Below are 25,069 nucleotides of genomic sequence, written 5' to 3'. Positions count from 1 at the left end.
GTCAGACGGTCTCGTATTCGATGGGGAAGGGCGCGCAGGGATCGTCCACCGCCATGGTGTGGAAGATGCTGAAGCGATAATGCGGCCCGAGCGGAATGTCGGACGGCGAGAAGGGGAAGGCCATGTTGCCCTCCTTGCACAGCCGCCCCGGGAAATCCGCGTGCAACAGTGACGTGCGCGCGACGGCCAGCACGGTGTTCGCCGTCTCCTGGTCCGCGGCCACCACCTCGAGCACGAAGCCGAGTTCGTGCGGCGATCCGGCGTCGCGCTCGGGCTCCCAATCGGCCATCACGCCATCGCGGCCATAGGTCCGGACCGCGAGCCGCCAGCTGCCGGCACGGACGCCGATCGCGGCGGCGCGGGCCGCCACGCGATCGCGGTGCGCCGCCAGGTAGCTGTCGATCTGGCCGATCAGCACCGGATCGCGCGTGCCGCACACCGTCATGGTGCGATGGCCGTTCAGTTCCACGCCTTCGAGCTTCACGGTGTAGGTCGGCGACGACGTCCACCGCATGCCGCCGACGCGAACGGCGCGATCGGTCACCGCATCGATGCTGATGTCGGCGGTGTCCAGGATGCCGCCGGGCTCGACGTGGCGGATGGGACTGGCGTTCTCGTGCAACGCGAAGTTCGACACCGACAGCGGCGTGCAGCGGCGTACCGGGTTGGGCGGTTCGCAGACCACGTGGTCATCACGCACGGTAACGAGCAGGCAGTCCGGCTCTTTCGGTACCGCAGGCTCCGCACCGCATTCGAGCATCTTGCCAGCATACCACGACGGCGCCGGGGGCAGCCCGGCACGGATGGCAACCGCGGCCCATTGCGCGGGGTCGCTGCTGCGGCCGCACAGGATCACCTGCGCGCCGGCATCCAGCGCGCGGATGATGGGTTCCGGACCCATCATGCCGACCACGCGCACGGCCCGGTCGATCGTCGCGTCATCCAGCGGCGGCAGCTTCGCCAGCGCCTTGGTCCGGCCGGCCGCCACCGCGGCCTTCAAGGTTGCCGCGTCCTGTTCCGCATGGATCAACGCCATCCGGAAGGTAAGGCCCTCCTCGCGCGCGATCTCGCGGACCAGGGCGGCCGTGTCCTGCAGGTGCGGCTCGCCGCCCGCACCGCCAGCAGTGCCGATGATGCAGGGGATACGTGCCGCCATCGCGGCGAGCAGCATGAGCCGCAGGTCGCGCTTGACCGAGAGCCGAGCGCAGAAGCCGGTGCCGGAACCGAGGTAATGCGGACCCGGATCCGTGCTGCCGCCATCGGCGCCGATGACATGCGGCGCGGCCTCCATGCCGATGCGCAGCGCTTCCTCGGAAAAGCCGTAGCCGAGGATGCCGCTGGTCGACAGCATGCGGACTTCGGTCATGACGACCGCCGGATCAGGCCGTTGCGCGACGCCTCCGCCCACCGCGCATCGTCCTCGCGCATCAGGGCCGCCAGCTGCTCGAGGTCCAGGGCCGCGACCTCGTTGCCGAGCGTCCGGTAACGGGCCTGCATCTCCGGCGTCGCCATCGCCTCGTTGATCGCCTGGTTCATCTGCCGGGCGATCGGCTCCGGCAGGCGGGCGGGGGCGAACAGGCCGACCCATCCATCGAACTCCGCGCCCTGCACGCCGGCCTCGCGCAGCGTCGGTACGTCGGGCAGATAGAGCGACCGGTCGCGCGACGAGACGCCGATCAGCCGGATCTGGCCCGACGCGGTCAGCGCCGCGGCGGTCGCCGGGCTGCCCCAGGCCACCGGGAGATGACCGGCGGTGAGGTCCGCGAGATAGGCACCGCTGCCGCGATAGGGCACCTCGTTCAGCTCGATGCCGGCCTGCTTGGCGAAGAGTGCGGCCGTGAAACTCGATTGCGCATCGGAGGTGCCCTGGGCAATGCCGCCCGGGTTCGCGCGCGCCGCGGCGATGAGGCTCGCGAGGTCGCGGAAGGGTGCCCGATTGCTCGCCATCAGAACCAGCGGGTAGCGCGCCAGCAGCGCGATCGCGGTGAAGTCGGTGACCGGGTCATAGGGCAGCGTCTGCATCTGCCGCGCCATGATATGCGTCGCGGTCTGCGCCACGAAGGTGTAGCCGTCGGGCGCAGTACGCGACACCTGCTCGGTACCCACCACGCCATTTGCGCCTGGACGGTTCTCGACGACGAAGGTCTGGCCGAACCGCTTGGTTAATGCCTCGGCGATGGCGCGGGAAGTGATGTCGGTCCCGCCGCCCGGCGCGTAGGGGACGACGATGCGAACCGGTCGGCCCGGCCAGGTGTCCTGCGCCCATGCAACGCCCGGCGCGAGCAGGGCGGCGGCAGAAAGTAGGGCCCGGCGGCCCGGCTGAAGCTGGTTCATTGTCGTTCCTCCCGAAGGTTGGTGCGTCAACGGCCGCGCCAGGCGCCGACCGCGGGCCGCTCCAGGCCGAGGTTTTCGCGCAGAGTCGTGCCCGCGTAGTCCTGGTGATAGAGGCCGCGCTTCTGCAGTTCCGGCACGACCAGCCGGGCGAAATCCTCGAAGGCGCCGGGCATCTGCGTAGCGACAAGCACGAAGCCGTCGCAGGCGCGCGAGGTGAACCATTCCTCCATCTGGTCGGCGACGTCGGTCGGCGTGCCGCAGAAGATCGGGAACTCACGTATGGTGCCGCGGCCCGAATAGTGGACGAAATCGCGCACCGTCGGATTGGGTTTGCCGCTCAGCGCGATGACGCGGTCCTTGAAGCCGGTCCAGGAGACCTTCTTCAGCTCCTCCTCGGTGAACTCACTGTCGAGGTCCTTCGAGGCGAAGTCGAAGTTCGTCACCTCCGACAGCAGCACCAGCGCATCGATCGGCTTGGACAGCGACAGCACGAAGTCGCGCTTCGCCTCGGCCGCCGCCCGCGTCTCGGCGACGCAGACGTAGCAGGCGGGGTTGACGCTCATCTTGTCCGGATCGCGCCCGGCCTCCCGCACCGCCTGCTTGAGGTCCGCGTACTGCTTCTGGCCCATCTCCTTGGTCGGATAGACCACGAAGATGAGTTCGCCCCAGCGGCCGGCAAAACGGCGTCCGCGGCCGCTCTGGCCCGCCTGGATCAGGACGGGGTGGCCTTGCGGAGACCGCGGCACGGGCAGCGGCCCCTTGGAACGGAACCACTTGCCCTGGTGGTTCAGCGCGTGGACACGCGAACCATCGGCGAAGCGACCGCTGGCCTTGTCGCCAACGATCGCGTCGTCCTCCCAGCTGTCCCAGTGGCCCATGACCACCTCGACGAACTCGTCGGCGCGGTCGTAGCGCAGGTCGTGCTCGAGATGCTCGGCCTTGCCGAAATTCGCGGCCTCGGAATCGTTCAGCGAGGTCACGATGTTCCAGGCCACGCGCCCGCGCGTCATCAGGTCGAGCGTCGCGAAGAGACGCGCGACGTGGAAGGGCTCGTAGTAGGTCGTCGAATAGGTCGCGCCGAGGCCGAGCTTCGTGGTCGCGCAGGCCATGCTCGACAGGATGGCGGAGGGATCCATCTTCACCACGCGAATGCCGTTCTCCACGGCCTGGCGATGGTCGCGGCCGTAGATGTCGGGCATGGCGAGGCGATCGTCGAAGAAGGCCAGGTGGAACTTCCCGTCCTCGAGCACGCGGGCGATGCGCTGGAAGTAGTCCGGCGACAGGAAGTCCATGGGGTTGGCGGGGTGCCGCCAGGATCCCGGCGCGATGGAGCAGTTCTGCGCCTGCAAGAAGCCGACCATGGTCATCTGGCGCTGGGGCGCTGCGCTCATTGCCTCGTTTCCTCCGTGGTTGACGTGACACTAGGGGGCGGGTTCATGGCCGTCGAGTCATTTCACGCAAACGTCTGCGTTCCCGATAAATCATTGTAATTGTTGCCATTTGTCTCGTTCTCATCGTACAAATCTGCCGGTTCACGCGAGCGTTTGCGCCACAGCGGCCGGCGGGCCATGCTGCGGCGATGACCGACGCCCCGGGCAAGCCGAGGACCACCATCGTCACCCTCTCGCGCAGCGCGGGGGTCTCGACCTCGACCGTCTCGCGCGCCCTCAAGGGCGACCCGAGCATCTCGCCCTCCATGCGCGCCCGCATCGCCGCCCTGGCCGCCGAAGCCGGCTACATGCCGAACATCATGGCGCGCACCCTGTCCTCGGGGCGCAGCGGGTTGATCGGCCTCGTGCTCGGCGCCGCCAGCAATCCCTTCTACGCCATGCTGCTCGAGGAGCTGGTCCGGCAGGCGGCGGCGCGGCAGCAGCGCTTCATGATCATCCACGCCGGCGCCGGCCCGATCGAGGACAGCACCGCCGAGGCGCTGCTGCACTATCGCGTCGATGGCTGCCTGATCACCTCGGCCGACCTGTCCTCGCGCGCCGCCGACATCTGCGCGCGCAACGGCGTGCCGGTCGTGATGATCAACCGCATCCCGCGGCAGCATGCGAGCGCCGTGTCCTGCGACAACGCCGAGGGCGGGGGGACGCTGGCGCGATTTCTGCGCGCGGGCGGACACCGCCGCGCCGGCATCCTGCACAGCGGCGCCGGCAGCTCGAACGGCATCGAGCGCGAGCGCGGCTTCACCGAGGCCTTCACCCGTGGCGCGGCACGCATCGTCTTCCGCTTCGACGCCCGGTCCGTCTACGAAGGTGGCTATGCCGCCGGCGAGGCCATCGCCGAGATGCCGGCCGGGAAGCGTCCGGATTGCCTCTTCGCCGTGTCGGACATCATCGGCATGGGCGCGATGGATGCCCTCCGCGCCAAGGGCCTGCGGGTGCCGCAGGACATCTCGGTCGTCGGCTTCGACTGCATCCCGGATGGCGCGCGCCCGCATTATGCGATCACCACCTTCCGCCAGCCCGTGGCCGCGATGGTGCGTCGCGGCCTCGATCTGCTCGCGGCGCGCATCGGCGAACCCAGCCTACCGGACGAAGCGGTCCTGCTGCGCGGCGAGATCGTGATCCGCGCTTCCGCCCGCCAGGCCGCGGGCGACGCATGGGACAAGGCCGCCGGCTGACCCATCAGCTCCTCGGCAGACGGCCGGCGGCCGCGGCGGCGGCCCAGCGCCGGTCGTCCTCGGCGACGATCGAGGCCATCTCCGCGGGGCTCGCGGGCCAAGGCTCCACGGCGAGGGTGCGCAGCCGCTCGGCGACCGCGGGCATGCGGGACGCCTCGATGATCGCCGCGTGCATCTGGCTGGTGATCGCCTCAGGCAGGCGCGCCGGGCCAAACAGGCCGAACCAGCCGTCGAAGTTCGCGGCACCGTAGCCGAGTTCCTGCAGCGACGGCGTATCCGGCAGGAAGGCCGACCGGCGCGAGGAACTGACCGCGAGCGGGCGCACCTTGCCGCCGGGCAGCAGCGTCATCACCGTCGCGGTGCTCATCCAGGCGAGGGGCATGTGGCCGCCGGTCAGGTTGCCGACCGCCTGGCCCGAACCCTGGTAGCGCACCTCCGTCATGTCGACGCCCGCGGCGCTGGTGAACTGGGCCGCTGTGTAGGCCGAAGCGATGTCGGCGGTGCCATAAGCCACCTCGCCCGGCCGCCGGCGGGCATATTCGACCAACGACGGCACGTCGCGGAAAGGCGCATCGACATAGGCGAGGAGGACGAAGCAGTAGCTGGCGAGCAGCGCGACCGGCGTGAAATCCGCGACCGGGTCGAAGGGCGGGTTGGTGATGTGCCGCAGCATGGTGTGCGTGATGTTTGGCGCCACGAAGGACGTACCGTCCGCCTGGCTGCGGGAGACCGCCTCGGCGCCGATGATGCCGTTGCCGCCGGGCCGGTTCTCGACGACGAAGGCAGTGCCGAAGCGCCGCGTCAGGGCCTCGGCATAGGCGCGGTTCGTGACGTCGGTGCCGCCGCCCGGCGCATAGGGCACGACGATCCGCACCGGCCGGGACGGCCAGGCAGGCTGGGCCCGCGCGATGGCAGGCATGGCGAGGCCGGCCGCGACCAGGGCGCGGCGACCGAGACCGATCTTGGTCATGTTCATTTCCTCCGTTGCGATGCTCAGGCGTCGGCCAGCGCGGCCTCCTGCGCGATCGCGATGATCCGTTCCATGCGTGGCACCAGGTCCATGGCGATGAACTCGCCGTCGACGTAGGCGACGTTCTCACCGCGCGCAGCCGCCTCACGAAAGGCCGCGACATAGCGTTCGGCGTGCGCCACCGTGCGGGCATCCGGCGTGAAGACCGCATTCACCGGTGCGATCTGGTCGGGGTGGAAGACCACCTTGCCGGAGAAGCCGAGTTCGCGCGCGATCTCGGCATCGGCGCGCGTGCCCTCGGCATCGCGCAGCCCCAGCAGATAGGGCGCATCCAACGCCTGGATGCCTGCCGCGCCGGCGGCAGCCGCGATGACGGCGCGCGGCATGGCGAGCGTCGCGGGCGTCAGGCTGCCGCCGGTCTGCAGCGTGTAGTCGCCCGGACCGAAGAACAGCGCGAGGGTGCGGCGCGACGCTTCCGCGATGTCGAGCGCCCGCAGCACGCCGCGCGGCGTCTCCAGCATCACGATCGCCCCAAGGCCTGGATGATCGGCGAGACGAGCGTCGAGGGCATGCAGCTCCGCCGCGCTCTCGACCTTCGGCACCATGATGGCGTCGATGCGGTCCAGCGGCAGGGCGGCAAGGTCGGCCTCGAGATCGGGCGAGCCGATCGCGTTGACGCGGACCACGCGTTCGCGGCGCCCGAAATCCAGCGTCCGCAGCGCTTCCGCGATGACGGCGCGGGCTTCCGCCTTGCGGGCCGGCGGCACGCCGTCCTCGAGGTCGAAGGCGAGGCTGTCGGCGGCCAGCGTCACCGCCTTGGCGAGCCTTTCCGCCCGGTGCCCGGGCGTCAGCATCAGGGACCGGCGAAGACGAATAGTCATGGCTCGGCCTTCACGCACAGCGCGGCGATCTCGGCGGCCGGCTCGATGCCCAGCCGGCGATAGCCGCTGCGGATGATGACGGTACGGAAGGTGGCGTCGGCGAGGTTCGGATCGCCGCCGCGCAGCACCTCGAGCATGCGGTGGTGATTGTGCAGGACGTCGCCGGCATCCCGCTCATAGGCGGGATGGTGATGGAGAAACAGGCGGATGAGGTTGCTGATCGACACCCAGGACCGCAGCAGGAATTCGTTGTCGGCCGCCTCGCAGACCATCTCGTGGAAGCGCCAGTCATGGTCACGCCATTCGCGGGTCCGCCCGGCGGCCGCAGCCTCCTCGATCAGCCGGTGCTGTTCGGTCAGGGAGGCCGCCATCTCCGGCGTGATGCGCGCCGCGACGAGCCGGGCGGCGAGCCCTTCCAGCATCGCGCGCATGACGATCATCTGCAGCGCGCGGTCGAGGTTCACCTCGGCGACGAACATGCCGCGATTGGCGCGCCGCTCGACGAGGCGGTCGGCCTCGAGACCCTTCAGCGCCTCCCGCAGCGGCCCACGGCTGACACCGAGTTTTTTGGCCAGCGTCGCCTCGACGATACGTTCGCCCGGCGCCAGCACGCCGGCGCGCATGGCATCGAGGAAGCGTTCCGTCACGAAGTCCGGCAGGGACGTCCGAGCCGGCAGCGCCCAGATCGCGGCGTCGCTTGCCTGATCGGACACGTCAGAGGACCTCGAGCGCCTTCAGCCGCGCGATCTCGGCGTCGTCGAGGCCAAGGCGCTCCTTGTAGACGTGATCCTCGTGCGCCCCCTTGGAGGGGCCGAGCCACTTCACGCGGCCCGGCGTCTCGGACAGCCGGGGAACCACGTTCGGCACGGCGAGCTCGCCGACACGCTCGTCCTTCACCCAGGCGATGTTCTCGCGGGCCTTGTACTGCGGATCCTCGAAGATCTCGTCGATGCCGTAAACCGGGCCGCAGGGGACCTGGAACTTCTCGCACAGGGCCAGCACCTCGTCGCGCGTGAACTGCGACGTCCAGGTGCCGACATATTCGTCCACCTGCGCGCGATCCGCGTCGCGCTGGCGGATCGTGCCCCACTTCCCGTCATCGGCCCATTCGGGCACGCCCATCGCCTCGGCGAGGCGCGAGAAGATCTTGTCCGAGGTGCAGGCGATCGCGATCCAGCGATCGTCCTTGGTCGGGTAGTGGCTGTGCGGCACGACGTTCACCGTGCCCGGTCCCATCCGCTGCCGCACATAGCCGCTGGTCTGGAACTTCGGCGCGAGCTCATCGAGGATGCGGAAGATCGGCTCGTAGAGACCGATGTCGATGAACTGCCCGCGCCCCGTCAGGTCGCGCGCCTTCATCGCGAGCAGCGCGCCGAGCGCGCCATAGAGGCCCGCCAAGTAGTCCGGGATCGTCGCGGAACCGGGCGTGACCGGCGGGCGGTCCGGATACCCCGCCAGGAAGGACAGGCCGCCGAAGGCGTTGCCGATGCGCCCGAAGCCCGGTCGGCCGCGATACGGGCCGGTCTGCCCGTAGCCGGAGATGCGCACCATGATGAGGCGCGGATTGACCTCCTTCAGGACGTCCCATCCGAGGCCCCACTTCTCGAGCGTGCCGGGCTGGAAGTTCTCGACCAGGATATCGGCATCGGCGATCAGCTTCTTGAACAGCGCCGCGCCCTCGGGCTTGCGCAGGTCGAGCGAGGCGATCTTCTTGTTGCGGCATTCCGAGAGCCACGGGAGCGTCTCGCCGCATTCGGTCACGGTGCCGAACTTGCGCAGCGGATCGCCCACCCCAGGCAGCTCCAGCTTGATCACGTCAGCGCCGAATTCGGCGAGCTGGGTGGAGCAAAAGGGGCCCGCAAGGAAGCTCGAGACGTCGATGACCTTGCAGCCCTGCAGGGCTTCGACCTGGTCGGCGAGGGGCAGGCTCATGCAGCGGACTCCGCGTTCTGGATGGCGTTGGCGCGCGCCAGGATGCGCTGCGCGGCATAGGCGATGGGGTAGTCGATGAAGGCGCCGTCGAGGGTGATGGAGGCGAGGCCCTTGGCTTCCGCCTCCGCGAAGGCGGCGACGACGCGGCGGGCGCGCGCCACCGCCTCGGGCGAGGGCGAGAAGGCCGCGTTGGCCGGCCCGAGCTGGGAGGGATGGATGCAGAGCTTGCCGGCGAAGCCGAGCGCGCGGGCGCGCTCCACAGAGGCAGCATAGCCCTCGGCATCGTCGAGCCGCGCCCAGACCGTGTCGATCGGCGGTTCCAGGCCCTGCGCGCGCGAGGTCAGGACGCAATGGCTGCGATGCGGCAGCAACTCCCATTCCTCGCGCGACCAGTCGAGATTGGTGTCGAGCGTGAAGTCACCCGCCCCGAACGCGATGCGCCGCGCGCGGCGCGCCGTACGGGCGATGGCTTCCAGCGCCTGCATGCCTGCGGCGGTCTCGATCAGCGGGATCAGGTCTATGCCGCCGGCGGGCAGGCCCGCATCCCGTTCCAGCGCGGCGATCAGCCATTCCGCGGTGCCGAGGTCCTGCGCGCTCTCGACCTTGGGCAGCATGATGCCGTCAATGCCGGGCGCGACCATCGCGACCAGGTCCGCATAGCCCCATTCCGTCGTCAGTCCGTTGACCCGGACGATGAGCCGCCCGCGCCGTTGCAGGCCCCGGGCCGCGAGCGCGTCCTGCCGTGCCCTGGGCTTCTCGGACGCCGCGACAGCGTCCTCGAGGTCGAGGATCACCGCATCGGCCGGGAGCGTGAGGGCCTTCTCCACGCGGCGGGCGTGGTTCGCCGGCGTGAACAGGAGGGTTCGCAGGAGGTCGGTCACGGAGCTCGGCGTTTCCCTGAGTATTGTCGGCGGTTGATTGTCGACAATCTTACGGTAAATCGGACCTCGGTCAAGGCGCGTCCGGCCGCGGATCGGACCCCGAGCCGCTTGATGTCCGCACCAATACCGGGGCTCCGCCGAGTGGCGCCCTCACACAGGGCATCGGCGGTTTCGCATGCCTGTCGATACCCGACTGTCCGGCGCAACCGCGCCGGGATTGCCGTTGCTGGGCCGGCGCCGGTCGACGACGACCTGCCGCCCGGTCTGCCCGCCTGGCGTCCGGACCAATGTGTCGTCGACGGGCTGACCTGTCGCCCCTGCACCACGACGGATCGAGGCGCGCAGCCGGCCGCTCGTCGGCTCGCCACCTGGATCCGGAGCACTGCCAGGGCCGCGACGCCGCGAACCGGCGAAGGTCGTGCCGTCAGGTCGGCCATGCAGCCAGGCCGGACAACACGCGGTTTCCGTTGCCGTGCATCGCGCAGGAATCCCTGCCGCGCCCGCACCACCGGTGAGCCGCCATACGTCGTCCGGTCCAGGCGGGGCGATGCATGCCGGGTCTGCGCGCCGCACAGCCCCGGCCACAACCTGCTGGCGGCGCCCAGAACGCCAGGATTAGGGACCTTCGAACGACGGACGGGCCGACGCTGCGTCGCCGTCGCTCAGCGCGCCGCGCCGTTGGGCGGCCGATCCGCCGAGGCCTCGCCCAGCGAAAGCATCAGCCGGTTCGCCCAGTTGAAGAAGGACGCGGCCTGGATGATGTCGCTGATGGCGAGATCGTCCATCCCCGTCGCTCGCAGCCGCGTGACATGCTCCGGCCCGAAGGTCATCGGGATGGCGGTCAGCGCGACCGACGCCGCCACGATGGCGTTCCAACGTTCGCCGATGTCGGTGCCGACGCCCTCGGCCAGCAGCTTGTCGACATCGGCCTCGCGCTTCGCATAGGTCGCGGCGAAGCGGGCATGGACCGAGCAGCAGTAGATGCAGCCGTTGAAGCGCGACACCGCCGCCGCGGCGAGCTCGCGATCCGCCCGCGGCGCGCCGGCCTCGGGGTTGTAGAAGATGTCCTTGTCGGTGCGCGTGCGGTGCTCGAGCGCATCCGGGTCGCGCGCGAGCAGGCGGAAATACTCCGACTTCGCCCGGGCGGCATCGATCAGCGCAGCGATGTGGTGCGGCGTGAGCTCGGCCTCGGAGAGCGGTTCCACGAACGGGACCCAGCCGATCTGGGCGCGGGTGAAGACGTTCGGCACGGGGGACGGCACAGCGGTGTCGGGCATGGTGCGGATCCTCAGGGCGTCGCGGCCAGCACGGACAGGCCGGCGATGACGCGGATCTGGAAGGCGAGGAAGGAGACCAGCTGCGAGAGGGACACGATGCCGTCCTCGGTCCAGCCGGCTTCCTTCAGCGGCACGAAGCGCGACGCCGCGGCATCGCGGGGGTGAAACACCAGGTAATGCGTATGCGCGAGGGCGGCGACGAGCTTCGGACCCAGCGCTGCGGCCACCTCCGGCGACAGGGCGAAGGGCGGCGCGGGCGTATCCTCGACGCTAAGCGGGCCCGGCGGATACGCGCCCTTCGGCCCCTCGGCCACGGTCTGCGCCACGGCGGCCGCGACAGCGCCGGCCAACACTTCCCCGCCATGCTCGCGCAGGCCCGCGGCATAATGCGCGACGGTCGGCGCGGCGCGATGCAGCCCGGCGACATAGGCGGCGACGGCGAAGCGTTCCGCGATGCTGAAATCGCCGGGCGCGGCGGGGGTCAGCAGCACGTCGTAGCTCTTCTGCGCGTGGGTGCGCGCGACCTTCCGGCCGTCGCGCACGGCATCCATGCGCGAGCCAGGCGCGATGCCGGCCAGCGTGTCGATCACATCCATCGGTATTCCGTCCTTGTCATGGCCGTGGTCCTGGTCGCCTCAGGCCGCGCGTGCAGCCTCCGCCGCCTCGCGGCGCCAGCCGAAGGCCGGGGCGACATGTTCGGCGACCAGTTCGATGGAGCGCAAGACGTAGGGGTGCGGCGGATCGACCGAGTGCACCTGCACCGCGAGCTCGGTCGCGCGGTCCATGATGCGGTCCGCCTTCAGCGAGGCCAACACCTCCTCCGGCGTCCCGAGATGAACGTCCTGGCGGCGGATGATCTCCGCGGTCGAACGCGGCGCATCCGGCACGCGCCCGAGCGCCACCAGGCGCTTGTGGTAGCGCTGCAGGCCCACCTCGGCGAAGCGCATCACATCCTCCCGGCGATCGGCCGCGAAGACCGAGCGAGAGGCGAGGATGCGCGGCGCCACGCCCGGAGGCAGCGCCTCGAGATAGGCATCCACCATCGGATCCTGGATGTCCGCGAGGCTGGCATCCGGCGCCTCCTTGGTGCGCGGCTGCGTGCGCGACAGCAGCAGCCCCATCCCGAGCCTGCCGGCCGCGCGCGAGCCATCCACCGAGAAGGTCGCGTACCACATCCGCTCGAGCAATTCGGGGCGCGCGGGATAGACGCGGTCGCCCCCGTTCAGTTGCTGCCCGCGCAGCGCGCCGAGCAGCTCCTCCAGCTTGTCGCCAAACACCGTGCGGCGGTCGGCGTCCTTCAGCCCGAAGGCGGCGAAGGCTTCCGGATTGCCGCCGGAGCCGACGCCGAGTTCCAGCCGCCCGCCCGACATGATGTCGAGGACCGTCGCATCCTCGGCCACGCGGATCGGCATCTCCATCGGCAGGGTGACGATGCCGGTCGCGAGGCGGATGCGGCTGGTCAGCGCCGCCGCCTGGGCCAGCAGGACGAAGGGGGATGGCAGGCCGCCCTCGAATTCGTGGAAATGGTGCTGCGCCACCCAGGCACTGTCGAAGCCCTGGGCCTCGGCGTGGCGGATCTGCGCGAGGGCACAGCGATAGCGTTCCGCCGCGCTGCCTTCGTCGAGGACCCGGGTGAAGAAGCCGAGCTTCATTGCGCTGCCTTTCCTGCTGCACCACCGCCGCCGGGAATGGCCGCGATGAGGTCGCGCGTGTAGTCATGGGCCGGGGCGTGGAACACCGTCTCGACCGGCCCCGATTCCACCACCTGCCCGGCCCGCATGACCGAGACGGTGTCCGCGATCAGCCGTACCACGGCCAGGTCGTGGGAGACGAAGACATAGGTGAGGCCGAGTTCCCGCTGCAACTCGTCCAGCAATTCGAGGATGCGCGCCTGCACCGTGACGTCCAGGGCGGACACCGCCTCGTCCAGCACCACCACGCGGGGCTTCAGCACCAGGGCGCGGGCGATCGCCACGCGCTGCCGCTGCCCGCCGGACAGCGCGGCCGGTGGCCGCCCGAGTACGGAATCAGGCAGGCCCACGCGCCCGATCATCGCGCGCACGCGGTGCTCGCGCTCGGCCTTCGGCACGGGGTCGAAGTTCCGGAGCGGCTCCTCGACGATCTGCCCGATGGTCTGGCGCGGATCGAGCGAGGCGAAAGGATTCTGGAACACCAGCTGCACCTTGTGGCGGAACTGCCGCAACTGCTCGCCCGACAACCGCGCGACATCGGTGCCACCGACCTCCACCGTGCCCGACGTGGGACGCAGGAAGCCCGCGATGCAGCGCGCCGTGGTGGTCTTGCCGGAGCCGGATTCTCCCACCAGCGCATGGGTCGTACCGGCACGGACCTCGAAGCTCACATCGTCGGCGGCGCGGAAGACACGGCCGCGCTCGCCCACCACGGGGTAGGTCTGGGTCAGCCCCGCGACCTTCAGCATCACCCCCGCCGTCGCCGGCACCGCGGGGCGCGCCCGAGGCGTCGCGAGCGACGGCGCATCCGCCAGCAATTGCCGCGCATAGTCGCTACGCGGCGCGGCGAGCACCTGGCGTACCGGCCCAGCCTCCTGGATGCGGCCCTGGCGCAGCACCACGACGCGGTCCGCGCGGTCCGCCGCGACGCCAAGGTCATGCGTGACCAGCAGGACCGCCGTGCCGTCCTCGCGCCGCAGGTCGTCCAGCAGGTCCAGCACGCGCCGCTGCACCGTGACGTCGAGCGCCGAGGTCGGTTCGTCCGCGACGATCAGCCCGGGGCGCAGCGCCACCGCGATCGCGATCAGCACGCGCTGGCGCATGCCACCCGACAGCTGGTGCGGGTATTGCTGTGCGCGCATTTCCGCGGGTTCGAGCCCGACGCGGGCCAATAGTTCCAGCACCCGCGCGCGGATCCGCCCGCGGTCGCGCTCGCCATGGATCTGCAGGATCTCGGCGATCTGCGACCCCACGGTCCGCACCGGGTTGAGCGAGGTCGTCGGGTCCTGCGGGATCAGCGACATGCGGGTCCCGCGCAGCGCCGACAGCCGCCGGTCGGACCAGCCGGTGATGTCCGTGCCGTCGAGGCGGATCGCGCCGCGTTCGATCATGCCGTTGGCCGGCAGCAGGCCAAGCACCGCCTGGGCGGTGGTCGTCTTGCCCGAGCCGGATTCGCCGACCAGCGCGACCACCTCCCCGGGCGCGATCGAGAAGGACACGTCCTCCACGACGCGGCGCGACGCACCGCCGCTGACATAGCGGATGGCGAGGTCCTCGACCGCCAGCAGCGGCGTGCCGCTGGCGGCGGTCGCGGCGGGGTTCAGTCGCACCGCACTGTCCATGTTCATGTCCGCCGTGCCCCGATGCTGCGGCTGATGCGCTCGGCCGAGAGCACCACCAGCACGACGACGACGCCCGGCGCGCAGGTCAGCCACCAGGCGGAAGCGAGGAAATCCCTCCCCTCCGCGATCAGCAGGCCCCATTCGGGCGTGGGCGGCGGCGCGCCGTAGCCGAGGAAGCCAAGCGTCGCGAGCGCGAGGATCGCCGAGCCGAACTGCAGCGCGGCGAGTGCGAGCACCGAGGTCATCGCATTGGGCAGGACATGGCGCCACAGCACCGCGCCGAAGCGCCCGCCGCTGCCGAAGGCGGCCTCGACATACTCGGCGCGGCGCACACGCAGCACCTCGGTGCGCGACAGCCGCGCGAAATGCGCGATCGACACGCAGCCCACCGCGAAGGCCGCGTTGATCGACCCGAAGCCGAGCAGGATGATCACCGAGAGCGAGAGCAGCAGCGAGGGTATGGCGAGCAGCGTATCCACCAGCCGCATCATCGCCGCATCCACCAGTCCGCCCCGCGCGCCCGCCACCAGGCCGAGCAGCGTGCCGAAGGACAGGCCCACCGTCACGGCGAGGCACGCCCCGAGCAGCGATTCCCGCGCGCCGTAGACCACGCGCGCATACATGTCGCGCCCGAGCCCGTCGGTGCCGAGCCAATGCGCCGCGCTCGGTTCCGCCAACTGGCTGCCGGACACACCCTGCAGCGGGCTTTGCCAGGCGAACAGTCCGGGCGCGATCGCCCAGGCCAGCACCAGGCCGATCACGGCCCAGGCGAGCACCAGCCCGGCCGGCGGCAGGCGAAGGCTGCGCGGCGCGCGCAGCGGAATGGCGGTCTCGCTCACGACGCACCCGCCGGGCGCAACGCGAGCCGCGGGTCGAGCAGCGGCATCAGCAGGTCGATCAGCAGGCTGATCGCCACGAAGGCGAAGGCGGACAGCACGACGATCGCCTGCAGCACCGCGACATCCTGGTTCGCCACCGCCTGCTGCGTCATGCCGCCGAGACCGCCGAGGCCGAAGACCGTCTCGGTGACCACGGCGCCGCCCAGCAGTTCCCCGAACAGTACGCCGGCCATGGTCAGCGTGGCCGGCAGCGCGTTGCGGAACACATGGCGCCACAGCACCCATTGGTGGCGCGCGCCCTTGGCGCGGGCGACGGCGACGAAGGGTTCCCCGAACACCGCGTCGATGTTGCGGATCAGCACCTGCGCCATCGGCGCGGAGATCGGCACGGCCAGGGTGGCGACCGGCAGCACCAGTTCCTCCCACGGCTCCGGCGCGATCACCGAGACCAGGCCGAGCTGGAAGGAGAACACCTGGATCAGCATGATGCCGAGCCAGAACACCGGCACGGCGACGAACAGCGACGGCATCGACCGCGCGAGGCCGCGCACCCATCCGAATCCCTCGAGCTGGCTCAGCAGCGCCAACACCAGCGCGAGCAGGCAGGCCGCCGTCAGCGCGAGCAGCGCCAGCCACAGGGTGGAGGGCAGGTTCTCCGCCAGAAGCTGCGCCACCGGCACGCCCGAGCGGATGGAGTAGCCGAAATCCCCGCGCAGGAAGTTGCCGAGCGTATGCAGGTACTGCTCCCACACCGGCGCATCCGCGCCGTAGGCGATGCGCAGCTCGGCGATCTGCTCGGCCGTCAGGCCCATCTCGGATCCGAGGAACTTGATCAGCACCGCATCGCCCGGCAGCGCCTGCAGCAGCACGAAGGCGACCGTGAAGGCCGCGAGCAGCACCAGCAGCGCCTGGCCGAGCTTCTGGGCGACCTGTCGCGTCATCGCGCGGCGATCCAGGTGCCGTAGAAGGACGGCCGGCCCACCGCCTCGAAGCCGAAGCCCCGCACGCGCGGGGCGGCGGCGAAGACCTGCGGTTCCTCGAACAGCGGGATCACATAGGCCTTGTCGATGATGTAGCGCTGCACCTCGCCGGTCAGCGCGAGGCGCTTCGCCGGATCGGTCTCGGCCGCGATGGCCTCCAGCAGGGCGTTGAGCTCGGGATCCACGAAGCTCTGCACGCGCTGGCTGACGCCGCCGCGCTGCAGCAGCACGTTGCGCGTGGTGGGATAGTAGTTGGAACGGATCACGTCGGGATCCGCGCGCCCAACCATGGCCGGCGCCACAGGGGTCCTGGCCGGGTCGAGGCTGTCCACCGTGCGCGAGCCGAGATCGCCGGCCAGCACGTTCAGCTTCACCCCCACCCGCGCCCATTGCTGCGCGACCAGCTGGAGCGTGTCCTTGTTGCGCGGCTGCGGCGGGGATTCATACGCCGTGAGCGCCAGTTCCTGCCCGTCCTTCGCGCGCACGCCATTCGCGCCCATCGTCCAGCCCGCCTCGTCGAGCAGCCGCGCCGACAGCCCCGGGTCGAATGTCAGGCGATCGGCGAGGTTCACATAGCCCTGCGCGGTCGAGGCGATGACCGAGGTCGCCTGCGGATAGTTTGCCGAGAACAGCGTCGCCACCACCTCCGCCGCGTTGGTCGCATGCAGCAGGGCGCGGCGCACCCTGATGTCGGCGACCATCGGGTTGTCGGGGCGGAAGGCGATGGAATTGTTCACCCCGCGCGTGGACGGCGCGAAGATCTGGAAGCCGCGGCTGCGGACCCGCTCCTCGTCATAGGCCTGGACCTGGCGGATCACATGCGCCTGGCCGGCGAGCAGCCCGCCGATCCGCACGCTGTCCTCCCCGGTGACGATGATCCGGATGGTATCGAGCAGCGCGCGGCCCTGGTGCGGGTGCTTCGCCGGACCCCAATTGTAGTCCTGCCGGGCGTTCAGCACGAGCTCGCGCCCCAGCACCTGGCGCGCCACGACGAAGGGGCCGGACCCGATGATCTTCGTCGCGTCGCCCAGCTGGTCGAAGGGCAGCGCGAGCGTCCGCAGCGACACCAGCCCGCCCCCGATCACCGAGGTACCCTGCAGGAAGCCCGGCGAAGGCGCCTTGAACAGAAAGCGCACGGTCAGCGGGTCGATCACCTCGCTGCGGTCGTAGTTGGTGATGACCTCGCTCACGGGCTGGCGCAGCTCGCGGTTGCCGAGGCCATAGGTTTCGTAGTTCTTCGCCACCGCCGCCGCATCGACTGGCGTGCCGTCCGAGAAGGTGACGCCGGGGCGCAGCCTGAACACGTATTCGGTGGCGGTGGCGTTGACCGTCCAGCTCTCCGCGATCCAGGGCTCGATCTCGAGCGTGCGGGGGTTCTGGTAGGTCAGCTTGTCCGTGATCTGATTGAGCACGCCGCTGTTGGGATAGAAGCCGCCCGCCGGCGGATAGAGGTTCGTGTAGGTCTGCTGCTCCAGGTAGATGAGCGTGCCGCCGCGCACCGGCGCACCCTGGGCGGCGGCCTGGCGCGCAAGCCCGATCAGCGCGGGTGCGGCAAGCAGGCTGCGACGGGTGGCGCTCATGGCAGCTCCTTCCGGGTAGCGGGGATGAGCCTAGGCAACGGCGCCATGGCGCTTCCAGGGAAATGACGAAGATCTTCCAAGATAAGTGTCATTTGCAGACGGACTTGCTCCAGAATTGCGGCAACCTGGAATCTCGTTGCCCGGATTCCAGGCATCCGCGTCGTCAGCGCGCCGCCAGCCAGGCGGCGTAGAAGAAGGGCCGCCCCACCGCCTCGAACCCCATGCCGCGAAGCCGGGGGGATGCGGCGAAGACCTGCGGTTCCTCGAACAGCGGGATCACATAGGCCTGGTCGATCAGGTGGCGCTGAACCTCGCCCACCAGCAGCAGGCGCTTCGCCTGGTCGGGTTCCGATGCGATGGCGTCGAGCTGCGCGTTGAGCGCGGGATCCGAGAAGGACTGCACCCGCCGGCTGACGCCGCCGGTCTGCAGCAGCATGTTGCGCGTGGTCGGATAGAAGTTCGACCGGATCACGTCGGGATCCGCACGGCCGACCATCGCGGGCGACAGCGGCGTCTTCAGCGGGTCGAGGCTGTCGACGGTGCGCGAGCCGAGGTCCCCCGCCATCACCGACAGCTTCACCCCCAGCCTGGCCCATTGCTGCGCGACGAGTTGCATCGTGTCCTTGCTGCGCGCGTAGTTCGGGCTCTCATAGGCGGCCAGGGCGAGCTCCTGGCCATCCTTCGCGCGCTGTCCATTCGCACCGCGCGCCCAGCCGGCCTCGTCCAGCAGCCGCGCGGCCAGGGCCGCATCGAAGGTCAGCCGGTCCGACAGGTCGACATACCCCTGCGCGGTCGAGGCGATGACCGAGGTCGCGCGCGGATAGTTCGGCGAGAACAGCGTGTCGACGACCTCCTGCGCATTGGTGCCGTGCAGCAGGGCGCGGCGCACGCGGATGTCGGCGACCATCGGGTTGTCGGGGCGGAAGGTGATGGAGTTGTTCACGCCGCGGGTCGGCGGCGCGAACAGCTGGAAGCCGCGACCCTGGATCCGGTTCTCGTCGAAGGCCGGGATCTGCCGCGCGATCTGCGCCTGGTTCGACAGCAGCGCACCGACGCGCACGCTGTCTTCCCCGTTGACGATGATGCGGATGCTGTCGAGCAGCGCGCGACCCTGGTGCGGATGCTTCGCGGGGCCCCAGGCGTAGTCGCGCCGCGCATTCAGCACGAGCTCGCGCCCCAGCACCTGGCGCGCCACCACGAAGGGACCGGAGCCGATGATCTTCGTCGCATCGCCCATCTGGTCGAATGGCAAGGCGAGCGTCGCCGGGGAGACCAGGCCCGACCCGATCACCGAGGTTCCCTGCAGGAAGCCAGGCGAGGGCGCGCGAAAGACGAAGCGCACCGTCAGCGGGTCGATCACCTCGCTGCGCTCGTAGTTTGTGATGACCTCGGACACCGCGTGGCGCAGTTCGCGATTGCCGCGGCCGTAGGTGTCGTAGTTCTTCGCGACGGCGGCGGCATCGAGCGCCGTGCCGTCCGAGAAGGTCACGCCCCGGCGTAGCCGGAACACGTATTCCGTCGCGTCGGCGTTGATCGTCCAGCTCTCGGCGATCCACGGCTCGATCTCGAGCGTCTGCGGGTTCTGGTAGGTCAGCTTGTCGGTGATCTGGTTGATCACGCCGCCTGCCGGATAGTGCCCGGCCGCGGGCGGGTAGAGGTTCGTGTAGGTCTGCTGCTCGAGATAGATCAACGTCCCGCCACGCTGCGGCGCGGCCTGCGCCGAGGCGCCGCGCGAGGCGGCCAGCGCCGGCAGCAGGGCCGGTGCGGCGAACAGCGAACGGCGCGAAAGAGACATTTCAACTCCTGATGCGGGAGATCACGGCCGACGAGGCTAGGGACCCCGGCGGCTTTCCCGCAACCAGGAAGTGACTCAACAACGCGCCAGATCAATAGCCTAGATCATTATCGCCCAATTTGCGGGCGGGCCGGCACGCCATTGCCCCAGGAGTGGCACAGGGGATGATCCTTCTCCCGGCGCGCAGGAACGTCGACCGCTCTGGCCGCCATGTCGCCGCTCATCCAACGCGGAGTCGGTCGGTCGGGGCGGCCCGCGGCCGTTGGCACTCGCCTGTCGCGCCGGGCACCTTTCGCCGACGACGCGGCCGCGCCGAAGCTTCGCGCGCAGACCGCCCTGCCCGCTCGCGACGGCACTGCGCGCCGCAACCGCGAGCCCATCCGCCGCCGTGTCGTCGCGGATGGCGCATTCCCACTCCTCGCCGCTTCATGGCAGATTGACCCGAGACCGGGACCGAAGCCTCAGCAAGAGGCCGGAAACAAGGAGACGCACGCCATGCCGCAGCCCGCCACATCCCGCCGCGCGATTCTCGCCGCCGGCGGCACCATCGGGCTGCTGCACGGCACGACGCGGGCCGGTGCCCAGCCGGCGCTCGAACCGCGCGTCGTCATCGTCACCAGCTTCTCGCGCGACGTCACCACGCCCTTCGTCCAGGCCTTCGAACGCGCGAACCCCGGCACCAAGGTCGAGATCCAGAACCGCAACACCGCCGCTGCCGTCGCCTTCATCCGCGAGACGCGCTCGAGCCCGCCGGACCTGATGTGGGCCAGCGCGCCCGATGCCTTCGAGGTGCTGAAGCAGGGCAACCTGCTGGCGCAGCCGCGCATCGACACCGCCGGCATTCCCGAGCGCATCGGCGGCCAGCCGACCAATGATCCCGACGGGCGCTACTTCGGCTTCGCCGTATCCGGCTATGGCATCATGTACAACACGCGCTACCTGCGCGCGAACCGCCTGCCCGAACCAAAGGAATGGGTGGACCTGACGCGGCCGGTCTACCAGGGCCATGTCGGCATCTCGGCGCCGAGCCGCTCCGGCACCACCCACCTGACCATCGAGACGATCCTGCAGGGCGAAGGCTGGGAGATGGGCTGGGCGCAGCTGCTCGAGATGGCGGGCAACTTCGCTCAGGTCTCGGACCGCAGCTTCGGCGTGCCGGATGCGGTGAACAGCGGCCAGTACGGCATCGGCATCGTGATCGACTTCTTCGGCCTCTCGGCCAAGGCGTCGGGCTTCCCGGTGGAATTCGTCTACCCGACCGTGACCACGCTGGTGCCGGCGAATATCGGCATGGTCGAAGGCGCGCGGAATCCGGAAGCCGCGCGCGCCTTCATCCAGTTCCTGCTCTCGCCCGCGGGGCAGCAGGTTCTGCTCGATCCCAAGGTGATGCGCCTGCCGGTGCGGCAGGAGACCTATGCGAACGCGCCGGCCGGCTTCCCGAACCCCTTCACCAACCCGAGCCTCGGCGCGCGCGTGCGCTTCAACAACGACGTCTCCGAGGTCCGCTACGAGCTGGTCAACAGCCTGTTCGACCGCGTCATCACCTTCCGCCTGCGAGAGCTGACCGATGCCTGGAAGGCCGTGCGCGCCGCCGATACGGCGCTCGGCCGTCGTGACAACGCCGAGGGCCGGCGCCTGCTGAACGAGGCGCGCGCCAAGCTGACCGCCGTCCCGGTCACCGAGGCCCAGGCCGCCGATCCCGCCATCGCCGGCGCTTTCCGCGCCGCGCGGCCCGACCGCCCCGCCGCCGGCCGTCAGGCACAGTTCGAGGAGGAATGGGACCGCCACGCGGTCGCCGCCTATGCCGAGGCGAAGCGCCTCGCCGAGCAGGCCCAGCGCGCCCGTTGAGCGCGACCGCCTCGCGCCCCTGGAGCGCGCGCCTCCGCATCGAGGCGAGCGCGAGCCAGGTCGCCGCCGCCGCCATCGTCGCCGCCTTCCTGCTGGCCTTCCTGGTGGTGCCGGTCGGGCGCGTCTTCCTGACCGCCTTCGCTGCGGCGGAGGGTGGCTTCACCCTCGTGCACTTCGCCGACTTCTTCCGCACCAGCCTGTTCATCGAGAGCTTCTGGAACAGCCTCTACGTCGCGGGCATGAGCGTGGTCTTCGCCTCGCTGCTCGCGGTGCCGCTCGCGGTGATCCTCGCGCGCTACCGATTCCCGGGCAGCGCGCTGATCGCGGTGCTGGGCGTGCTGCCGCTGGTCATGCCGCCCTTCGTGGGGGCGGTCGCGATGCAGCTCATCTTCGGGCGCAACGGGACGGTGAACCTGCTGCTGATGGACTGGTTCGACGTCCGGCTCGACCTGATGGAGGGACTGAACGGCGTCATCTTCGTCCAGTCGCTGCACTACTTCCCCTTCATCCTGATGAACCTCAGCGCCTCGCTCTCGAACATCGACGTGTCGATGGAGGAGGCCGGGCAGAATCTCGGCGCGCGCGGGGCGAACTTGCTGCGCACCATCGTCCTGCCGCTGGCGCTGCCGGGCTACCTCGCCGGGGCGAGCCTCGTCTTCGTCAAGGTGTTCGATGACCTGGCGACGCCGCTGCTGCTGAACGTGACGAACATGCTCGCCCCGCAGGCCTATCTTCGGGTCACCTCCGTCGGGCTCGGCGACCCGATGGGCTATGTGATCAGCGTCATCCTGGTGGTGGTCTCGGTCGCGGCGATGGCAGGGTCAGCGCTCCTGCTGCGCGGGCGTGACTATGCCACCGCGCAGCGCGGCGGCGGCGGGCTGTCGCAACGACGGATGACGCGCACCGGCAGGATCCTGGCATGGTGCTTCGTGGTGCCGGCGCTGCTGCTCGTGCTCGCCCCGCATGCCGGCATCCTGCTGCTCAGCCTCGCGACCATCTGGTCCTTCAGCCCGCTGCCCGACGGCTTCACCCTCGCCCACTACGCGACGGTGTTGCGGGAGACGCCGCAGTTCCTGACCAACACGCTGCTCTTCTGCGGCATCGCGGCGCTCATCGACGTCGTGCTGGGCGTCGTCATCGCCTGGCTGGTGCACCGCACGCGGCTGCCGGGGCGCGCCCTGCTCGACCTTGTGGCGATGTCGGCATTGGCGGTGCCGGGGCTGGTGCTCGGTATCGGAATCCTGCGCACCTATTTCGACGTTCATTTGCCAGGCGGGGATTCCCTCGCGACGTCCTGGATCATGCTGACCATCGTGCTTGCGGTGCGGCGCCTGCCCTATGCGCTGCGGGCGGCAACGGCGGCGCTGCGGCAGGTGCACCGAAGCCTCGAGGAAGCGGCCGAGAACCTGGGCGCGGGGTCCGCGACGACCCTTGCGCGCATCGTCGTGCCGCTGATGGCGGGCGGGCTCGCCGCGGCCTTCGTCACCAGCTTCGCCACGGCCGCAGTGGAACTCTCGGCCACGCTGGTGCTGGTGACGCGGGACGTGGACGCGCCGCTCTCCTACGGCATCTACATCTACATGCAGAGCGCGGCCGGCCGCGGACCCGGCGCCGCACTCGGCGTCATCGCGGTCGTCGTCGTCGCGATCTGCACCTGGGCGGCCCATGCCTTCGCCGAACGCGAACGCCGGCGCCGCTCGAGGACCGTTGAACCCCGGGGGGCGGCATGAGCGCGCAGGGCGTGGATGTGGAGGGCGTCTCCTTCGGCTATGGCGCCACGCGGGTGCTGGAGGATGTCTCGCTCTCCATCCGCAAGGGCGAGTTCTTCGCCTTCCTCGGCCCGTCGGGCAGCGGCAAGACCACGCTGCTGCGCCTGATCGCCGGCTTCGGGACGCCGGATCGCGGCCGCATCCTGATCGGCGGGCGCGACATGACGCGCACGCCGCCCTGGAGCCGCAATGTCGGCCTGGTGTTCCAGAACTACGCGCTGTGGCCGCACATGACGGTCGCGCAGAACGTCGCCTTCGGGCTCGAGCGTCGCCGCGTGCCGCGCGCCGAACGCGACCGGCGCGTGCGCGCCGCGCTCGACATGGTCGGGCTCGCGCATCTGATCGACCGGCGGCCGGCGCAGCTGTCGGGCGGCCAGCAGCAGCGCGTCGCCATCGCGCGCACGCTCGCCATCGAACCCGAGGTGCTGCTGCTGGATGAGCCGCTCTCGAACCTCGACGCCGCGCTGCGTGCCGGGGTGCGGCAGGAGCTGGTCGAGTTGCAGCGGCGCCTTGGCCTCACGACCATCCTGGTCACACACGACCAGGAGGAAGCGAACGCCGCGGCCGACCGCATGGCGGTGCTGGACGGCGGGCGCGTGCTGCAGATCGGCACGCCCACGGAACTCTACGACCGGCCGGCGAACCGCTTCGTCGCGGCTTTCCTCGGCACCGCCAACCTGATCGACGGCACGGTGGAGGACGGCGTTTTCCGCGCCGGCGGGATCGCCCTGCCGCTCAACGAGCCCGCGGCGCCGGGCCGCGTCACGCTGGCCCTGCGGCCGCAGGGCATCCGGCTTCATCGCGACGCCAGCGGCGGAGCACTTGCGGCGCGGGTGCTGCGGACGGAGTTCCTGGGCGGGCATGTCCGCTACACGCTCGAACTCCAGGAAGGCCAGCAACTGACGACGGAGGAAGCGCATCTGCGCGGCCGCGATCCGCTCGCCCCGGGCGGCACGGTGCGGCTCGAGATCGACCCGCGGCAGGTGTCGATCCTCTAAAGCCGGCTGTCGCCGGGGCGCTTCCCGGGGTGCCGTCGCGGCGGCTTGCCCGGCATTCTCCGCGACCGGCGGCAGGATAGGCGCGGACCGTCCTGCGCGATCTCCGGTCACACCCTGCACGACGGACGTGCAGCCCGCGCCCGGCGTGTCGATTCATCCACCAGGAAGGATCTTGCCAGGCCCGGGGCCCCCGCCTAGCGTTCCATCATCTTGCATTCAAGTTCCATAAAGTGGAACACCTCGGGATGACCGGATGACCACCCTCGCGAGCACCGCCGCGGTGCTTCGCTGCTTCTCGGCGACGCGCAGCAGCATCACCGTCACCGAGGCGGCGTCGCTGCTCGCGCTTCCGAAGAGCAACACCTCGCGCCTGCTGCGCGCCATGCGCGACGCCGGGCTGCTCGAGACGATCGGGGAGTCCAAGCGCTACCGGCCCGGCGCGCTGCTCCTCGGCCTCGGCCAGAGCTTCCGGAGCGCGTCGTCGCTCGTGAATCGCGCCGACGCCGTGGTCGCGCGTCTTGTCGCCGCGATCGGGCACACGGGCTATGTCTCGATCCGCGACGGCAATGCCGTCTCGGGCGTCACCTATCATCCGGGCAGCAACGCGCTGCATGTCGCAACCCCGGTCGGCCGGCCGCTGCCGGCCCATTCCTGCGCGACCGGACGGTCGATGCTCGCGCGCATGACCGACGACCAGGTGCGCGCGCTGTTCGCCGAACCCTGGGCGCCGGTGTCGCGCACCGCGCCGCAGGACATCGCGGAACTGCTCGACCGGCTGCGGAAGGTGCGCGCGGTCGGCTACGCGGAATCGCATGACGAGGCGAACCGCGGCGTCGGCGCCATCGCCTGCGCCGTCGGCGCGCCCGAGACGGGCGAGACCGTCAGCCTCTGCATCGCCTATCCGATCGCGACCGTCACGGCGGCGGAGCGGAAGGACATCATCCGCCGGCTGCTGGCCGGGGCGCGGGACGTCGCCGCGCTGGTGGGCGATGCGGCCTGGGCGAGCCAGGCGACCGCCCTGGCCCCCGCCGCGTGACGAGGAAGGA

The 25,069-nt window shown here is 70.3% G+C and carries 21 protein-coding genes; 5 read left to right on the top strand and 16 right to left on the bottom strand.

Annotated elements, in window-relative coordinates; genetic code table 11:
* Position 1: 1 nt before the first annotated feature.
* From GWK15_RS22435 to GWK15_RS22425, 3 genes are read right to left on the bottom strand one after another with little or no spacing between them, the layout of a single operon-like run.
* Positions 2 to 1,366 (bottom strand): acyclic terpene utilization AtuA family protein, encoded by a 1,365-nt coding sequence (locus GWK15_RS22435; protein ID WP_245211829.1) that lies wholly within the window; start codon positions 1,364 to 1,366, stop codon positions 2 to 4.
* Positions 1,363 to 2,334, bottom strand: coding sequence for a tripartite tricarboxylate transporter substrate binding protein (locus tag GWK15_RS22430; protein ID WP_168043631.1), 972 nt, complete (start codon positions 2,332 to 2,334; stop codon positions 1,363 to 1,365). The genes GWK15_RS22435 and GWK15_RS22430 overlap by 4 nt, the downstream gene beginning before the upstream one ends.
* Positions 2,335 to 2,360: 26 nt before the next feature.
* Complete coding sequence (locus tag GWK15_RS22425) at positions 2,361 to 3,725, bottom strand: LLM class flavin-dependent oxidoreductase (protein WP_209442363.1); 1,365 nt, start codon at positions 3,723 to 3,725, stop codon at positions 2,361 to 2,363.
* A 188-nt stretch (positions 3,726 to 3,913) separates the two neighbouring features.
* Between GWK15_RS22425 and GWK15_RS22420 the strand changes: the two genes are divergently transcribed.
* Positions 3,914 to 4,960, top strand: coding sequence for a LacI family DNA-binding transcriptional regulator (locus tag GWK15_RS22420; RefSeq protein WP_168043630.1), 1,047 nt, complete (start codon positions 3,914 to 3,916; stop codon positions 4,958 to 4,960).
* A gap of 4 nt (positions 4,961 to 4,964) precedes the next feature.
* On the opposite strand, the gene GWK15_RS22415 is transcribed toward GWK15_RS22420, so the two are convergent.
* The 13 genes from GWK15_RS22415 to GWK15_RS22360 all read right to left on the bottom strand — a co-directional run bounded on the left by GWK15_RS22415 (position 4,965) and on the right by GWK15_RS22360 (position 19,408).
* The gene (locus GWK15_RS22415; protein WP_168043629.1) at positions 4,965 to 5,930 is read right to left on the bottom strand and encodes a Bug family tripartite tricarboxylate transporter substrate binding protein; all 966 of its coding nucleotides are present in this window, start codon (positions 5,928 to 5,930) and stop codon (positions 4,965 to 4,967) included.
* Between the two features lie 23 nt (positions 5,931 to 5,953).
* The gene (locus GWK15_RS22410; RefSeq protein WP_168043628.1) at positions 5,954 to 6,811 is read right to left on the bottom strand and encodes an HpcH/HpaI aldolase/citrate lyase family protein; all 858 of its coding nucleotides are present in this window, start codon (positions 6,809 to 6,811) and stop codon (positions 5,954 to 5,956) included.
* A complete protein-coding gene (locus GWK15_RS22405; protein ID WP_168043627.1) occupies positions 6,808 to 7,524 on the bottom strand; it encodes an FCD domain-containing protein in 717 nt (238 codons plus the stop codon). The genes GWK15_RS22410 and GWK15_RS22405 overlap by 4 nt, the downstream gene beginning before the upstream one ends.
* A gap of 1 nt (position 7,525) precedes the next feature.
* Complete coding sequence (locus GWK15_RS22400; RefSeq protein ID WP_168043626.1) at positions 7,526 to 8,743, bottom strand: CaiB/BaiF CoA transferase family protein; 1,218 nt, start codon at positions 8,741 to 8,743, stop codon at positions 7,526 to 7,528.
* Positions 8,740 to 9,624 (bottom strand): aldolase/citrate lyase family protein, encoded by an 885-nt coding sequence (locus GWK15_RS22395; RefSeq protein ID WP_168043625.1) that lies wholly within the window; start codon positions 9,622 to 9,624, stop codon positions 8,740 to 8,742. The genes GWK15_RS22400 and GWK15_RS22395 overlap by 4 nt, the downstream gene beginning before the upstream one ends.
* Before the next feature lie 662 nt (positions 9,625 to 10,286).
* Complete coding sequence (locus tag GWK15_RS22390) at positions 10,287 to 10,901, bottom strand: alkylhydroperoxidase domain protein (protein WP_168043624.1); 615 nt, start codon at positions 10,899 to 10,901, stop codon at positions 10,287 to 10,289.
* An 11-nt stretch (positions 10,902 to 10,912) separates the two neighbouring features.
* On the bottom strand, positions 10,913 to 11,497 hold the full coding sequence (locus GWK15_RS22385) for a CMD domain protein (RefSeq protein WP_168043623.1): 585 nt from the start codon (positions 11,495 to 11,497) through the stop codon (positions 10,913 to 10,915).
* Positions 11,498 to 11,536: 39 nt separating this feature from the next.
* Positions 11,537 to 12,553 (bottom strand): putative FMN-dependent luciferase-like monooxygenase, encoded by a 1,017-nt coding sequence (locus GWK15_RS22380; protein WP_168043622.1) that lies wholly within the window; start codon positions 12,551 to 12,553, stop codon positions 11,537 to 11,539.
* Entirely contained in the window at positions 12,550 to 14,220 is a 1,671-nt protein-coding gene (locus tag GWK15_RS22375) for a dipeptide ABC transporter ATP-binding protein (protein ID WP_245211828.1), read from the bottom strand. Before GWK15_RS22375 ends, GWK15_RS22380 begins: the two co-directional genes overlap by 4 nt.
* Complete coding sequence (locus GWK15_RS26630; protein ID WP_209442362.1) at positions 14,217 to 15,053, bottom strand: ABC transporter permease; 837 nt, start codon at positions 15,051 to 15,053, stop codon at positions 14,217 to 14,219. Before GWK15_RS26630 ends, GWK15_RS22375 begins: the two co-directional genes overlap by 4 nt.
* A complete protein-coding gene (locus GWK15_RS25705; protein ID WP_209442361.1) occupies positions 15,050 to 15,994 on the bottom strand; it encodes an ABC transporter permease in 945 nt (314 codons plus the stop codon). Before GWK15_RS25705 ends, GWK15_RS26630 begins: the two co-directional genes overlap by 4 nt.
* Positions 15,991 to 17,613 (bottom strand): TIGR04028 family ABC transporter substrate-binding protein, encoded by a 1,623-nt coding sequence (locus GWK15_RS22365; RefSeq protein WP_168043620.1) that lies wholly within the window; start codon positions 17,611 to 17,613, stop codon positions 15,991 to 15,993. The genes GWK15_RS25705 and GWK15_RS22365 overlap by 4 nt, the downstream gene beginning before the upstream one ends.
* A 163-nt stretch (positions 17,614 to 17,776) precedes the next feature.
* A complete protein-coding gene (locus GWK15_RS22360; RefSeq protein ID WP_168043619.1) occupies positions 17,777 to 19,408 on the bottom strand; it encodes a TIGR04028 family ABC transporter substrate-binding protein in 1,632 nt (543 codons plus the stop codon).
* 495 nt (positions 19,409 to 19,903) lie between these two features.
* Between GWK15_RS22360 and GWK15_RS22355 the strand changes: the two genes are divergently transcribed.
* From GWK15_RS22355 to GWK15_RS22340, 4 genes are all read left to right on the top strand, one after another.
* Positions 19,904 to 21,256: an ABC transporter substrate-binding protein gene (locus GWK15_RS22355; protein ID WP_168043618.1), complete on the top strand. Its 1,353-nt coding sequence runs from the start codon at positions 19,904 to 19,906 to the stop codon at positions 21,254 to 21,256.
* Positions 21,253 to 22,986 (top strand): ABC transporter permease, encoded by a 1,734-nt coding sequence (locus GWK15_RS22350; protein ID WP_245211827.1) that lies wholly within the window; start codon positions 21,253 to 21,255, stop codon positions 22,984 to 22,986. The genes GWK15_RS22355 and GWK15_RS22350 overlap by 4 nt, the downstream gene beginning before the upstream one ends.
* Entirely contained in the window at positions 22,983 to 24,023 is a 1,041-nt protein-coding gene (locus GWK15_RS22345; protein ID WP_168043616.1) for an ABC transporter ATP-binding protein, read from the top strand. Before GWK15_RS22350 ends, GWK15_RS22345 begins: the two co-directional genes overlap by 4 nt.
* 253 nt (positions 24,024 to 24,276) lie before the next feature.
* On the top strand, positions 24,277 to 25,059 hold the full coding sequence (locus GWK15_RS22340; protein ID WP_168043615.1) for an IclR family transcriptional regulator: 783 nt from the start codon (positions 24,277 to 24,279) through the stop codon (positions 25,057 to 25,059).
* Positions 25,060 to 25,069: the final 10 nt, after the last annotated feature.

It is taken from the genome of Neoroseomonas oryzicola (genome assembly GCF_012163135.1).
Classification (GTDB): Bacteria; Pseudomonadota; Alphaproteobacteria; order Acetobacterales; family Acetobacteraceae; genus Neoroseomonas; species Neoroseomonas oryzicola.
The sequence above is the reverse complement of the archived record's forward strand: the minus strand, read 5'-3'. Positions and strand labels throughout refer to the sequence as shown.

Bases quoted from the DNA above. Each gene is read 5' to 3' on its own strand.
- GWK15_RS22420 (WP_168043630.1), top strand. From the start codon at position 3,914: ATGACCGACGCCCCGGGCAAGCCGAGGACCACCATCGTCACCCTCTCG.
- GWK15_RS22340 (WP_168043615.1), top strand. From the start codon at position 24,277: ATGACCACCCTCGCGAGCACCGCCGCGGTGCTTCGCTGCTTCTCGGCG.
- GWK15_RS22375 (WP_245211828.1), bottom strand. From the start codon at position 14,220: ATGAACATGGACAGTGCGGTGCGACTGAACCCCGCCGCGACCGCCGCC.
- GWK15_RS22400 (WP_168043626.1), bottom strand. From the start codon at position 8,743: ATGAGCCTGCCCCTCGCCGACCAGGTCGAAGCCCTGCAGGGCTGCAAG.
- GWK15_RS22415 (WP_168043629.1), bottom strand. From the start codon at position 5,930: ATGACCAAGATCGGTCTCGGTCGCCGCGCCCTGGTCGCGGCCGGCCTC.
- GWK15_RS22410 (WP_168043628.1), bottom strand. From the start codon at position 6,811: ATGACTATTCGTCTTCGCCGGTCCCTGATGCTGACGCCCGGGCACCGG.
- GWK15_RS22380 (WP_168043622.1), bottom strand. From the start codon at position 12,553: ATGAAGCTCGGCTTCTTCACCCGGGTCCTCGACGAAGGCAGCGCGGCG.
- GWK15_RS22345 (WP_168043616.1), top strand. From the start codon at position 22,983: ATGAGCGCGCAGGGCGTGGATGTGGAGGGCGTCTCCTTCGGCTATGGC.
- GWK15_RS22430 (WP_168043631.1), bottom strand. From the start codon at position 2,334: ATGAACCAGCTTCAGCCGGGCCGCCGGGCCCTACTTTCTGCCGCCGCC.
- GWK15_RS22425 (WP_209442363.1), bottom strand. From the start codon at position 3,725: ATGAGCGCAGCGCCCCAGCGCCAGATGACCATGGTCGGCTTCTTGCAG.
- GWK15_RS22390 (WP_168043624.1), bottom strand. From the start codon at position 10,901: ATGCCCGACACCGCTGTGCCGTCCCCCGTGCCGAACGTCTTCACCCGC.
- GWK15_RS22360 (WP_168043619.1), bottom strand. From the start codon at position 19,408: ATGTCTCTTTCGCGCCGTTCGCTGTTCGCCGCACCGGCCCTGCTGCCG.
- GWK15_RS25705 (WP_209442361.1), bottom strand. From the start codon at position 15,994: ATGACGCGACAGGTCGCCCAGAAGCTCGGCCAGGCGCTGCTGGTGCTG.
- GWK15_RS22385 (WP_168043623.1), bottom strand. From the start codon at position 11,497: ATGGATGTGATCGACACGCTGGCCGGCATCGCGCCTGGCTCGCGCATG.
- GWK15_RS22365 (WP_168043620.1), bottom strand. From the start codon at position 17,613: ATGAGCGCCACCCGTCGCAGCCTGCTTGCCGCACCCGCGCTGATCGGG.
- GWK15_RS22355 (WP_168043618.1), top strand. From the start codon at position 19,904: ATGCCGCAGCCCGCCACATCCCGCCGCGCGATTCTCGCCGCCGGCGGC.
- GWK15_RS22435 (WP_245211829.1), bottom strand. From the start codon at position 1,366: ATGACCGAAGTCCGCATGCTGTCGACCAGCGGCATCCTCGGCTACGGC.